The sequence below is a fragment of the Enterococcus malodoratus ATCC 43197 genome, from assembly GCF_000407185.1.
GTDB lineage: Bacteria > Bacillota > Bacilli > Lactobacillales > Enterococcaceae > Enterococcus_A > Enterococcus_A malodoratus.
This window is the reverse complement of the sequence record NZ_KE136481.1, coordinates 1,419,710-1,433,392: the sequence shown is the minus strand read 5'-3', so window position 1 is coordinate 1,433,392 and position 13,683 is coordinate 1,419,710. Positions and strand designations below refer to the sequence as shown.

Sequence of the window (13,683 nt, the reverse complement as noted above, 5' to 3'; positions counted from 1 at the left end):
CTTTTTATAATTGTTTGATGTGCTCTAAAAAGTTTTTGTATTCACTGTTCTGCAAGATCGCTTGTTGAATGTCTTCACGTTCCATTAACTCTAGCAGCAGGCTGTAGATCTCTTCGGTATCCTCGTAGTCTTCCTTGCTGATAGCAAAGAGGAAGACGAATTTTACCAGATCGCCTTCGCCCCAATCTACACCATTCGGAATGACTGCTACCGACACGGCAGATTGTTTGGCTAATAAGGACATCGGATGCGGGATCGCCAACCATTCGTTAATATTGGTTTGGTTGATCGCTTCTCGTTTCATAATGCTGGCATGAAAATTCTCTGGGACAAAATCCTTTTGAAATAATTGCTGAGTCATTTTTTTAAGCAGTTGGTCCTTAGTATCAAAATCTTCGTGAAGAAAAAAGTCTTCGTAAAATAATGAGTAGATTTCGGCCTTCGAGCCTTTAAAATTCTCTATGAAGTGTTCGATTTTTACGATTTCTTTATCTAATTTTGCCATATTGATATAGATATGAGGAATACTTAATTGCTCCAACGGAACGGTCGTGATCACAAAATCAACAGTGGATAGATTGTGCTGCTGCAACTCCACATACGAAAGGCGATCCACTACTTCGATCGTTTCTTGATAATTTTTGTTGATCTTAGCTTCAATGATCCGGCTCATAGCGCGACCGGTCCCGCAAACTAGGATTACGCGATATTTTCGATGGGCACTGCTGGAGTTTCTTTCCATTGCGCCGGCGATGTGCAGTGCGATATATCCGACCTCATCCTGAGAAAAATACAATCCATGCTGTTTGCCCAATATTTCTAAATGAGTCAAACAGAGATCATAAGCCTGTGGAAAGGACTTTTTGATCGTTGCTAATAAGGGATTGCTGCGGCGTGCCTCCATTAAGTTCATATTGATAAAACCTTCGATATGAGAAGTTAGGTCTTCAATCAGCATCTTATCTTCGACCCAGTCAAAATTAGACGTTCGTTTAATGGCATGCAGTAAGTCATCAACGATCGCTTTGGCTGTCTCACTAGAAGAATTGCTGGTCGATGCTGTTTCAACTAACCGCGGAGCATTCAATGCTAAATAGTAGGTGAAATATTCTTTTTCTCCACTGCTCAATTGAATATCAAAGGCTTGGTCAATCTCATCTAAAAAATGACATAAGGCTTTTTGTGCATGCTGTTTTAGGATTGGTACACGCAAAGGAAATCCAGTCATTTCATGACCCGCTAAAAAGCGGCTGATCGCTAATGCAAAATGAGAAAGGATATTTTTATGATAGTAATCCGAATCCAATAATTCCAAAGGTGCGAGATAGGTGAGTTCTAAGTCCTGTAAGAGCTCTAGGTCGATATTATCAAAGAGAGCCAGCTCCATTTCAGTGAAACCAATCAAATATTCTTGCAAATCCTTTTCGATCAACAAATCGCTGATCGCCTGTCGTTTCGCAAATTCATTCCCTAAAAGCTCAAAACCAATATTCGGACGATTCACGATTTTTAATTGATAGGTCATCAAATTATCGCGCGCAGTTTTCAAATAGGAATAGAACGTGTTTTTACTAATGAACAGCTGATCTAGAAAATCGTCTAATGGTAAAGGGGTTTCATTCTTAAATAGAAGAAAGAGTAAATATGCCTGTCGTTCTTCGCTTGTCGTCAAAAAAGAATCTGCAGAAGACATGCTTTTTGTCCACCAGTCATTGAATTGTTCTTTGGAAAGAATCGTCAGCAAATAGCCCTGTCCCCGAACCAGTGTGATCGTGGCACCGACATTGCTTAATAGGTCATTCAGATTCGCAATGTCTGTCCGCACGGTTCGTTCAGAAATGGAAAAGCTCTTGGCTAATTCCTTCATCGGCAGCGGTGTGGTTTGTTTGGCTAATAATTCCAATAGGTCATCTAATCGTTGATAAGCAAGCTTCGACACTTGGTTCACCTCCGGTACTTAAAACAATCATACAGTATAGAAGAAAAGATTGAAATCTTTCAGCAGTACCGCTATTTTCCAAAAAAGTTGGCAATCCCTTTGGAAAACGTTTTACTAACAATTGCCAAATTAGTTGGAAATTGGAAGTGTTTACATAGCGTCCCAGAACTCGTAAATTAAACGTGTAAAGAAAAACGAAACACGAGTCAAAATAACTACAAAGAAAAATTACTTCCTAAATTATGAGAAAGGATGCCAGTTCCACTTTTCACAGTTTTATTATAAGAAAAAACTGATTAGTAAAGGTAACAACTAGATATGAATAATATCTTTAGTGGAATGGTATACGGCTCGAAGGTAAGAAATTTTTCTTAAAAAATTACTTCCTAAATTATGAGAAAGGAGTTTCCAATATGGACTTTAAAGAAAATAATATCCTTCTGGATGTAGCGGTCGCTTCGAAAGAAGAACTGTTTGAAGTTATAGCGAATTATGCCTATGAATCAGGTTATGTCGCGAACGCGGCCGAAACTTGTACGGCTTTTAACGAACGGGAAGCGGAGTATTCGACTGGACTGCAAGATGGCTTCGCGATTCCTCATGCGAAGGCAGAGACAGTTTTGGAGCCGACGGTTTTGTTTATTCGCTTAAAACATGAAGTTGAATGGGAAACCTTTGATGATTCTGAGGTAAAAAATGTTTTTGCCTTGATGGTTCCAAAAAAAGATGAAGGAACCGTCCATCTGGAAATGCTGAGTCGATTGGCAACGGCTTTGCTAGAAGACGAGTTTACTCAGCAGATTCAACAATCTGAGAATAAAACACAATTAGTAGAATTGATTAAAAAAGAAATGATTGGAGAGAGGATCATATGAAAATCGTAGGAATTTCCGCTTGTCCAGCAGGATTGGCACACACACCGATGGCAGCGAAGGCACTAGAAAAGGCTGGAGTAAAATTAGGTTATGATGTCAAAATTGAACAACAAGGATCACTGGGACAGGTCAATGAGATTACCCCGGAAGAAGCAAGAGCGGCAGATTTTTTACTGTTGGCGACGGATCAAAAGGTTGTTGGCTTAGAACGCTTCGATGGAAAACCGCAGCTTCGCGTGAATATCAATACATGTATTAAAGCGCCGGAAGCTGTTTTGAAGAAATGTATCGCTGCTGTTGAACAAAGACAAACTAATTAAAGAAAAGGGGCAAGAATGATGAAAAAAGTTCTAGCAGATTTCAAAGGTCATTTAATGAGTGGAATCAGTTTTGTGTTGCCGTTGATTATTGGTGCTTCTTTAGTCGTCGCGATTCCGAAAATGATTGCATTGGGTATGGGACTGACGAGTTTAGATCCTTACGCAGAAACAGAAGGTTTGAAGCATGCACTTTATTTGATTGAGCAAGTTGGGTGGACCGGGATCGGGTTGATCAATACGGTATTGGCTGGATTTATTGCTTATTCTATTGGAGACAAAGCCGCGTTGGGTGCTGGTTTTATCGGCGGTGCGGTGGCGACAAGTACCAATGCCGGGTTCCTTGGTGCTGTAATTGCCGGGTTCTTAGCGGGTTATTTAGTGAAATGGTCTAGAGAAAAAATCAAATTACCGGAATCATTCTCAGGGGTTATGCCATTAGTGATTTTACCGCTGATCGCGACATTATCGGTAGCGATCGTAATGGGTGCTCTATTGTCCGAACCGCTCGCGTGGATTAATACCAGTCTCGTTGATTGGATTCGTACGATGATCGAAAACGATGTGAACAAGATCTTGCTTGCGATGATCATGGGCGCAATGATCGGTTCTGACTTAGGCGGACCAGTCAACAAAGCCGCTTGGATGGCCGGAAATGTTCTATTGGCAGAAGGCGTTTATTTACCAGCGATTATTGTAAATGTAGCGATTTGTGCTGTGCCATTTGGCTATGCGTTAGCTACTTTGTTCCATAAAAAACGTTTCAACCAAGAATTATTGGATGCAGGACGCAACAATTTTGTGATGGGCTTTATCGGGATCACGGAAGGGGCGATTCCATTTACTTTAGTGAACCCTTTGAAATTAGTACCAATCAACATGATTGGCGGTGCGATCGCTTCTGGGTTAGGTATTGCCCTTGGAATGTACGCAAAAATGCCGCCGGTCGGAGGAATTTATGGATTCTTCACCGTTGGTAATGGCTGGGCTTACTTAGTCGGTTTATTCGTTGGGGCAGCCTTTATCGGCTTTGTCGCTCCACTATTCGTGAACTTCGACAAACAGGAAGATAAAGCTGAAGACATCGATTTGGAAGACATAGATGTCAGCTTTGAAAATTAAAAAGCGGGTTCGACAAACGAAAAAAATTAATAGGCACTGACGGTGAAAATCGTTGAGTGCCTATTTTAATCAAACGAGAGGAATTTTTGTATGAAAAAAACAGTACACGTAGTACCTCACAGTCATTGGGATCGCGAATGGTATTTTACTACCAGTCGTTCAAAAATCTATTTGATGCACGATTTGAAAAAAGTTTTGGAGCAGTTAGAAAAAGACACGCCCTATGATAGTTTCATTTTAGATGGACAAGCCTCGCTATTGGATGACTATTTGAACTGGCGTCCGCAGGATAAAGCCAGAATCAAGCAATTGGTTCAACAAGGCAAACTGATTATTGGTCCGTGGTATACCCAAACGGATCAGCTGGTAATTTCTGGTGAAAGTATTGTCCGCAATATGTTATACGGCATGAAGATTTGCGAAGAATTCGGCGACTATATGAATGTCGGCTATGTGCCCGATTCCTTTGGGCAAGCAGCCAGTATGCCGCAAATTTATCGTGAGTTTGGTATCGAGGACACGATGTTTTGGCGCGGGGTGAGTGACGACGATGTGGCCCATACAGAATACACTTGGCGCGGAGAAGATGGTTCGGTGGTCAATGTTTATCAAATTCCTAGCGGTTATTATATCGGCGGTGCGATTCCTGAACGGGAAAAAGATTTAGCAGAATTTTTACATCAAGAGCCCTTCAAAACAACATGGGGACGCAGTTCGACCGATCAAGTCTATTTCCCAAATGGTTTTGACCAAGCACCCGTGCGAGAAAATTTGCCTGAGCTAGTCGGTCAAATGAATAAACTTTATCAAGCGGAATACGAGCTGCAATTTTCAACAATCGAAAAATATATCGCAGCAGTTAAAGAACGTCAGCCGGAATTAGAAGAGGTCGCGGGTGAATTGATCAATGGCAAGCTGATGCGCATCCACAAAACGATTTTCTCTTCCCGTTCTGATTTAAAGGCGATGAACACGCAGATTCAGCATTATCTAGTGAACGTAATGGAGCCGGTACTGACGATGGCGATGCAGCTCGGTTTTGAATATCCTGTCGAAACAGTCAAAGAAATCTGGAAGCTGATGTTTGAGAATGCTGCCCATGATTCTATCGGTTCCTGTGTATCGGACACAACGAATGAAGATGTCTATATGCGCTACAAGCAGGCTCGGGATATCTCTATGAACTTAGTTGAATTAACCTTGCGCCAAATCTCGACCGCAATCGATAATCCGCAGGCACACGAAATCACATTTACGCTGTTCAATACTTATGACACAGAACGTGAAGGTGTGATTGAAGCGGAAGTTTACCTACCGCAAAAAGAATTCGCGCTTCTTGATCAAGCGGGCGATTCTTTGCCATACACGATTTTAGAACTGATCGATCAAACAGAGTATGTCTTAAATCAAGGCAACGTATTGAACTCTGTTAAGGAAATCTATTTGCCAGAAAAAGTCTACAAAGCCAAAATCGCATTCGAAGCAAGCAAAGTACCAAGCGTTGGCTATACACAATTGACCATCGATCTTAAAGGTGACAGCAGTGCACCATTGCAGACAATCTCTGATAACGTGATCGAAAATGGCTATTACCACATCACAGTCAATAAGAACGGATCTTTAGATATTTTAGATAAAGCCAATGAAGTACTCTATAAGAATCAAGGAATCATTGAAGAAAACGGGGATGATGGTGATTCCTTCAACTATTCGCCGCCAGTTAAGGATTGGGTGATTTCATCCGCTGATTTCGAACCGGAAATCACGATCAAGCAGTCGGCTATTTATCAGTCGGTGCGTTTAGAATTCATGTTGAAGGTACCAAAGGATCTAGCTGAACGGGCTGAGAAAAAGGCCTCGGCGGAATTCCCGATCGCTTTAGAATTAGCCTTAAGGAAAAACTCGCCGATCATTGATTTCACATTGACTGCCGAAAATCAAAAGGTGGATAGTCATCGCGTTTGTGTCCTATTTGATACCGGAATCGCTTCGAAATTCTCGATCGCCGATCAGCAATTTGGTACGCTGGAGCGTCCAGTTGTTTTTGAAAAGGAAATGGCGCTTTGGGAAGCCAATAAAGAGCAGTGGAATGAACAGCCGATTGCGGTTGAAACGTGTCAATCCTTCGTTAGTCTATTCGAGGAGCGTCGTGGTGTTTCCGTGATGCCAAAAGCTGTGCGAGAGTATGAGATTGTTGGTGAAGCTTTCGATACGATTCGTTTAACGATTTTCCGGACCTATGGCTTTATGGGCAAAGAGAATCTGATGTATCGTCCGGGTCGTGCATCCGGTGAGACCGTAATTGCTACTCCCGATGCACAATGCCACAAAACTATGAGCTTTGATTTTTCAGTGGCTTATTTTGCGGATGGTTTCGATCAGTCAAACGTTGCGCAACTTGCGAAACAAGTGGTTACACCGATCGAAGTTTATCAATATGCAGAGTTTTTAAATTCGCGTCTGATCTTTACTTTAGGCGATGTGGAAAAGACTTTGCCGGCGAATTTCAGCCTTTTTGAAATCGAAGGGAATTTGACTTTAAGTGTCTTGAAAAAAGCCGAAGACCGGCCAGGATATATCTTACGTCTTTATAATGGTCTGTTGAAGGAAAATGGTCGAGCAAAGATTACCTTTAATCATGCCGTCAAAGCAGCAGAAAAAGTTGACTTGAAAGAAGAAACAAAGGAACCGCTATCAATAATTAATGATACAATAGAGCTTGAAAACATCGGGCACGCGAAATTTGTGACCTTGTATGTGGAACAAATCTAAATGATTGTGAGTGAAGCTTAGTGGAAAAATTATTTGGCGGCATCGAAGCCGGCGGAACAAAATTTGTTTGCTCTGTGGGAGATAGTGAGCTGGAAATCGTAGAACGGGCCAGCTACCCAACGACCACACCTGAAGAAACGATGGCCTTGGTGATCGGCTTTTTCAAGAAATATGCGGAACAACTAGTCAGTATTGGTGTTGGTTCATTCGGTCCGATCGATATTCATCGGGATTCGAAAACCTATGGCTATATTACTTCAACGCCGAAACTTGCTTGGCAAAATTTTGATTTTGTTGGCGCGTTAAAGCAAGAATTCGATTTACCAATCGCTTGGACGACAGATGTGAACGCCGCTTGTTATGGCGAATATGTAAAAGGCCGTGGCGATGGTGTTAATAGTGTCGTCTATTACACAATCGGTACGGGTATTGGCGGCGGTGCCTTGCAAAAGGGCAATTTCATCGAAGGCTTCAGCCATCCAGAGATGGGACATGTGCTGGTGAGTCGTAATCCTAATGATGATTTTGCAGGCAGCTGTCCTTTCCATGGACATTGTTTGGAAGGTATGGCGGCAGGCCCAGCCATTGAAAAACGTTTAGGACGCAAGGGGCAAGACTTGAGTGAAGACGACCCCTATTGGGAGATCGAAGCCGATTACATCGCGCAATGCGCCTACAACACGACCTTGATGTTTTCACCAGACGTGATCATTTTTGGCGGCGGTGTGATGCAGCAAGAACACTTAGTTAAAAAAGTACGTGCTCGCTTTAAGGAACTAGTGAACGAATATGTGAAGACACCAGAATTAGAGGACTATATCGTTACTCCGAAACTTGGCAACAATGCGGGAACGATCGGTTGTCTAGCACTAGCCAAAGAAGCAAAATTACACTCATAAAAAATGAAGCCGCCGAATTTGGCGGCTTTTTCGTTGTGTATTAATTGAAAAGATTGTTCTTTCGTTGTACTTCCTGTCTAGATAAAAGAATCCTCGTTATAATTAAGTGAGAAGCGGATGATTGCATCAAAAAAACGATGCCAAAAATTCGGCATCGTTTTATTAATTTATCGGCAGAGCAATTCGAAAGAGGGTTCCATCCGTCGAGCTTTCGACTTCCAGCAGCCAATCGTTTTTCTTAATGATTGAAGAGACGATGAACAATCCTAATCCGGTTCCGCCATCGGTTGGTTTGGTCGTAAAGAACGGCGTAAAAATCTTATCACCAATTTCTTTTGGTATTCCGGGACCATGGTCTCGAACCTCAATCACAAGAATATTTTTATGCTGATAACCTAAGGAATGTTTCTCAAAACGTGCTAGTTGCTGCTTATCAGCGGAATAAGTCGTCACATGGATGACATTTCCTTTACTACGTGCTTGATAGGCATTAGTGATCAAATTGTACAAAATAATTTGTAAATCGTCTTTTTCTATATAGCAGAGACCATCTGTCTGAAGATCGCGTGTTAGGTTAGTGTATTTGGGAATCAAGATACTCATCGTATCGAGCGCTTCATTGATAACGGCATTAATAGAGAACGTTTTTTTCTGGGTATTACTGACACGGCTGAACCGGAGCACATTAGTTGATAACTGCTGACCTTTTTCAGCAGCATGGTAGACCTCGTTCAAATCAGCGATGAGCAGTTCATTGTCTTTGTGTTCGTCGATCAATAGTTGCAGGTTGCCGATCATCGGCGTCAAGAAATTATTCATGTCGTGAACGATCGAGGTGGTCAATAGGCCGATAGTCTCCAATTTAGATTCTTGCAATAGATTCTTTTCTAAGGAATGCTTTTCCTTCAAGGACGCCTGTCGTTCCTTTAATCGAATATTTTCCAAATAGATATGATTATGTCTCGCATAGTTGCGCATCGTGATTGCAAGAAGGATAATTACAATCAATAGAATAGCCAGCAAGGCCAATGTGATCAGACTTTTTTGTAAAACGGTTCCGTTGCGTTCGTTAAAATCAGAAACACTGGCCACGATCCATTTAGCATCGCCAATAGTGATCCAGCGATAAGCGGTCATTTTCAACACCTTTTTTGGTGTATTTTCTGTCCACCAATAAGAATAATAGCTCAAGGTTCCCGATTGATGAGTCAATTGATCTTTTTCTAGGCGTTTCAAATCAGAATAATCAAGGTCAGGGAATTCTCTTTTGCGATCCTTTACCACAGATAATCCGATTTGCTGAGTGGATGGATGCATAATAATTTCCATGTCCTGATCTTTCACCATGGAGTATCCATTCAATTGTTCATTCTGCTGAAAGTTGTTCTGATAGACTTTTTCAAGATCGATAGGCAGAACAATCAGCGATTGGATCTGCGAATCTTTGAAGATGGGATAATACAAATTTAAATAGGAAGTATTTTTATAAAAATAGGCTTGTCCGTTCTTCGTAATTTTTCCCTGTAAAGCGTCTAAATACAAAGGATCATTTTTGAGATAATCCGGTGCAGTCGCCGCATCAAGCATTTTATGTTTTTGAAATTGCCAGCCTTTATTGAACTGATCGTTTGGTTGGATCTGATAGATTCCTTTTGCGGCGGGCACTTCTTTCTGCAGCTGGTTTTGAACTGTGCCGTGTCCACCGTTTTGGATATCTGTAGCGCAATTTTCCAGTGCTAGGGAATAAGCCTCAAGCTCTAATTGTAAAATTTTGATCGTTGAATTATTTATGATTGCTAATTGACTTTGACCTATTTTTAATGCATGCTTTTGAGTGTTGTAATAGCTAAAAGCGGTATAAAGAATACTTAAGATAGTTAAACATAATACGGTGATAATTCCGACATAGAGCCATTTGTTCGACGGTTTTTTCATGACCTAACCCTTTCATACAAATCAGTCCAGAAACACGAGGAGGAAGCGACAATGCGAAAAGAAAAAATTCTGGTAGTTGATGATGATCCAGCGATTCGACGGTTAATTTGGAAATCATTACAATCGACGGGCATCCTTATTTATCAAAGTGATTCCGTTGAGCGAACTGTGGATATTCTTTCGAGAATCGAATTCGATCTTTTTCTGTTAGATGTTAGCCTGGAGCATGAAAATGACGGCTATCACTTAGCTCAGATTATACGTGAACAAGATCCCATCGTACCAATCTTTTTTTTAAGCGGAAAAAAAAGTGAAGAAGAAATTATCGCTGGATTGGAAGTCGGCGCCGACTATTATTTGACCAAACCATTTTCACCAAATATCCTAAAAACCCAAGTCATAACAACGCTTGACCGAGGTAAACTGATTCGTGATCAGACACGGAAAAACAGTGACAAGGAGATTGTGAAAAGCAATTTTCGCTTAGATAAATTACGCTATCAATTTTTCAAAAATGAGAAATTGATTAAGCTATCGTCAAAGGAAATCAAGCTTATGCAGTTTTTTATGGAAAATTCGGATCAAGTTTTTTCCAAAGAACAGATTTACAGCAAAGTTTGGGATGACGGCAAATTTGATGCGAATACCATTATGGTTTTCATCAATCATCTGCGAAACAAAATCGAAGATGACACTAAAAATGTCCGCTACTTGAAAACGGTTTGGGGCATTGGGTACACGTTCATTCCAGAAGGAGAGTAGAATAGCTCCTCTAAGAAACCAAAAAAAATACTTAATGCTAAAAGATCAGCGGAACCACCAGGACTTAGATTCCGTTGAATCAAGAGCCGATCATAACGTACCAATTCATCAAGAAATTCTTCTGCGGGAAGCTTCTCTTGATGAATTTTTTTGCATTCCATTTGAACGAGCTGCCACATTTGATAGCCGCCGCGATGCAAAAGGTTGCCATCTTCCACTTCGCTCATTAAATAGATCAAAGTTCGTAAGAGGCGTATTTCGGTCGCTTCTTCGCTTCTTTTTCGCAGATAAGGGAGAGAAAGCTTAGTTAACGATGGATAGCCCGCCGCGGCTTCACCGCGAATACCGGTCAGTCCATAATCTAGATATAATTTTTCGCCATAAGATAGGTTCTTTTTTGCTGGTAACTGCTGAAAGTCCTTTTCGACAAGAGCCGTGGTCATCTCACTAGCTAATTGGACTATCGTTTGACTATCCTCGGGACTGAAAATAAGAGCGGATGATTGCTGTAAATAGTAGCCGGTCGCGCCAAGCAATATGGCAAAAGAAAAATTCGCTCCCTTATGCGTGTTGATACCAGCGGTTGCTTTCAACATAGCCGCTTCTGCTTCGATTCCGATTTGGCGCAGTTGTGTGAATAATTGCGGCATTGTTCCATGATGTTTAAAGCCGGCTTGAAGGTAGCGCATGAAAAACGGACGCAGGCCAGTGATGCTGTCAATAAAAGTATCGTAATCCATGTCTTGATGCGCACCATTAGTTAAACGATCGACCAAACCAGGTTTTGGCGACAGTGAGACTTCATAAAGCAGCGCTTTTTCCGCGTAGGCAGCGATCGTTTGTAATGTTGGTTCAATCAATTTTGCGCCGCTCCATTTCAGCTAGAATAAATTTCAATGAGTGATCAAGATGCTCATGAGTAATTAATTGAATTTGATCCTCATCTTTGGTTTGCATACCGCGGAAAATCAGCCAATGTTCCTCCAATGCTCGATCCCGACGATCAGATGAACGAATGGCGATATCTCTAAAGTAGAGCAAGTAGGCTTGCAGACTTAGGACAAAGGATTTCAAACGAAACATTTGGCTTTTTTCGTAAATGAAGGCATTAAAATCAGAAAAATTCTGCAGGACACTGTCGACTTTTTCTTCCTTATTTAGTTCTTCACCACGTTCCAAAATTTTCTTCAGTTCGGCAAAATCTTCTTCGTTCATTTGTTTCATCGCGGCGATCGTAGCTAAAGTATCTAACGATTTTCGAATCTCATAAATTTCATGAGCATCCTTGATACTGATTCCTTTGACCACAATGCCGACTCGAGGAACATGTTCGACTAATTGCTCCTTCACTAGTTGCGACATGGCGAAACGAATCGGCGTTCGACTGATATTCAAGACATCGGCGAACTCGTTCTCATTGATTCTTGAGCCTGCTGGAATATCTCCCAGGACTATAGTTTTTTTGAACGCTTCATAAATCAAAATTTTTAATGTTTTGTTTTGAGTAAAATCTAAATTTTTTCGTACAGATTCGACGACTGTATTCATAAAAAGGTTCCTTTCGTAAAAAAATGAACAGTCCATACATAAAAGATATACGTCTGAAAGGGACCGGCTGCTAAGACAGCCTGATCCCTTTAATTGATTATTGTGGAATATAGATTGGCATATGGCCAAGTAAAACAATCGTACCGATGAAAATTGCGAAAACGCCTAACGCGTATTTTGCGGTTTCCTTTTGCCATTGCCCCATGTCCAAACCAGTTAGACGAAGCAATAGATAGATGAAAGCGACTAAAGGACTTAATAGATGGAACGCTTGTCCCATTAAAGAAGCCAGAGCCATTTGCATGTTGGTGAAGCCGTATTCACGACCGGCTTCGGCAAGAACCGTTAAGACACCAAAGTAAAAACCATCATTTGAAATGAAGAATGTCCCTGGAGCAGAGATCAAAGCGATGACCAGCCCCCAGAAACCAGAAAGCTGCTTCGGAACGATTTGGGTGAAACTCAAGGCCAAAGCTTCCGCCATTCCTGAACCTTGGAATAAGCCCATGAAAACGCCCGCCGCAAATACTAAGATGACTACTTGGACCGCGTCGCCGCCATTGTCGCCGATCCGTTTTGACTGATCCTTTAGAACTGGATAGTTGACCATCAATGCGATACACGTTCCGATCAAGAACAATAGCAGCGGAGGCATCGCGATAGATGGAATGAATGAGCTGGAAACCAGCCAAGCAATTAGAATAAATGTCAGTACAGCATTGAATAGGAAGTTTTTTGGCCGCCGGATCTTTAGTGTTTCGGGATCAGTAACGGTGGTCATTTCTTCGATTTCAGCATCGGTCAATTCTGTGATCCCTAAGCGTTCACGTTCCTGTTTACCCATTCGACGAGCAACAAAGAAGATGACATATAGAAGGGAAATGATCATTCCCGGAGCTAAATAAGTCAGAATATCGGCGTCTACTTCTAGAACCGCCATCGCTCGTGCAGTAGGTCCGCCCCAAGGTAGTAAGTTCATAATGGTATTCTGTAAAATTACCAAAACACCAAGGTTGATCATTTTCATATTCAACTTCTTATAGATCGGAATGAAAGCAGAACAGCAAATCAGTGTTGTTGTCGTTCCATCACCATTTAATGAAACTGCCGCAGCAACGACCGCCGTTGCAACCAAAACTTTCATTGGATCTCCTTTGGCAAAGAGGATCATTTTTTTCGTGATTGGATCGAATAGTCCGGCATCCAGCATAATTGAAAAGTAAAGAATCGCGAATAGTAACATAATTCCCGTATTTGCTGTCGTTTGAATCCCCTCTAAAACAAAATCCCCAATATTTCCTTTCTTGGCTACACCTGAAGCCATCGCCACCAGCGTAAAAACCAATGGGATGATCACTAACGAGGTAAAGGGCGACATTTTCTTTTTCATTATTACAAACATGAAGATGATGATCATTGCATAAGATAAAACAGTTAGTAACATGATATTCTCCTCTCTATTCTTTGTAAGCGTTAACAATAAATACCGATTAAAAAACGTAATAACATATAGA

General features: G+C 41.3%; 11 protein-coding genes. 6 read left to right on the top strand and 5 right to left on the bottom strand.

Going from position 1 to position 13,683, the window contains the following annotated elements; all coding sequences use genetic code 11:
* Positions 1–4 precede the first annotated feature (4 nt).
* A complete protein-coding gene (locus I585_RS07140; protein ID WP_010743060.1) occupies positions 5–1,939 on the bottom strand; it encodes a BglG family transcription antiterminator in 1,935 nt (644 codons plus the stop codon).
* Positions 1,940–2,352: 413 nt separating this feature from the next.
* On the opposite strand from I585_RS07140, the gene I585_RS07135 reads away from it, so the two are divergent.
* From I585_RS07135 to scrK, 5 genes are all read left to right on the top strand, one after another.
* Positions 2,353–2,814, top strand: a complete 462-nt coding sequence (locus tag I585_RS07135; RefSeq protein ID WP_010743061.1) for a PTS sugar transporter subunit IIA — start codon at positions 2,353–2,355, stop codon at positions 2,812–2,814.
* Positions 2,811–3,134 (top strand): PTS fructose transporter subunit IIB, encoded by a 324-nt coding sequence (locus tag I585_RS07130; RefSeq protein ID WP_010743062.1) that lies wholly within the window; start codon positions 2,811–2,813, stop codon positions 3,132–3,134. The genes I585_RS07135 and I585_RS07130 overlap by 4 nt, the downstream gene beginning before the upstream one ends.
* An 18-nt stretch (positions 3,135–3,152) precedes the next feature.
* The gene (locus tag I585_RS07125; RefSeq protein WP_010743063.1) at positions 3,153–4,253 is read left to right on the top strand and encodes a PTS fructose transporter subunit IIC; all 1,101 of its coding nucleotides are present in this window, start codon (positions 3,153–3,155) and stop codon (positions 4,251–4,253) included.
* A 90-nt stretch (positions 4,254–4,343) separates the two neighbouring features.
* On the top strand, positions 4,344–7,025 hold the full coding sequence (gene mngB, locus I585_RS07120) for a mannosylglycerate hydrolase (RefSeq protein WP_010743064.1): 2,682 nt from the start codon (positions 4,344–4,346) through the stop codon (positions 7,023–7,025).
* A gap of 20 nt (positions 7,026–7,045) precedes the next feature.
* Positions 7,046–7,924 (top strand): fructokinase ScrK, encoded by an 879-nt coding sequence (gene scrK, locus I585_RS07115; protein WP_010743065.1) that lies wholly within the window; start codon positions 7,046–7,048, stop codon positions 7,922–7,924.
* Between the two features lie 162 nt (positions 7,925–8,086).
* On the opposite strand, the gene I585_RS07110 is transcribed toward scrK, so the two are convergent.
* Positions 8,087–9,859 carry a sensor histidine kinase gene (locus tag I585_RS07110; RefSeq protein WP_010743066.1) on the bottom strand — a complete coding sequence of 591 codons (1,773 nt, stop codon included), beginning with the start codon at positions 9,857–9,859 and terminating at the stop codon, positions 8,087–8,089.
* A gap of 51 nt (positions 9,860–9,910) precedes the next feature.
* On the opposite strand from I585_RS07110, the gene I585_RS07105 reads away from it, so the two are divergent.
* Entirely contained in the window at positions 9,911–10,621 is a 711-nt protein-coding gene (locus I585_RS07105; protein WP_010743067.1) for a response regulator transcription factor, read from the top strand.
* On the opposite strand, the gene citG is transcribed toward I585_RS07105, so the two are convergent.
* The 3 genes from citG to I585_RS07090 form a co-directional block, all read right to left on the bottom strand.
* Positions 10,567–11,481, bottom strand: a complete 915-nt coding sequence (gene citG / locus I585_RS07100; protein WP_010743068.1) for a triphosphoribosyl-dephospho-CoA synthase CitG — start codon at positions 11,479–11,481, stop codon at positions 10,567–10,569. The two genes, I585_RS07105 and citG, sit on opposite strands and share 55 nt — an antisense overlap.
* Positions 11,474–12,169: a GntR family transcriptional regulator gene (locus I585_RS07095; RefSeq protein ID WP_010743069.1), complete on the bottom strand. Its 696-nt coding sequence runs from the start codon at positions 12,167–12,169 to the stop codon at positions 11,474–11,476. The genes citG and I585_RS07095 overlap by 8 nt, the downstream gene beginning before the upstream one ends.
* Before the next feature lie 97 nt (positions 12,170–12,266).
* Positions 12,267–13,613, bottom strand: a complete 1,347-nt coding sequence (locus I585_RS07090; protein ID WP_010743070.1) for a CitMHS family transporter — start codon at positions 13,611–13,613, stop codon at positions 12,267–12,269.
* Positions 13,614–13,683 lie beyond the last annotated feature (70 nt).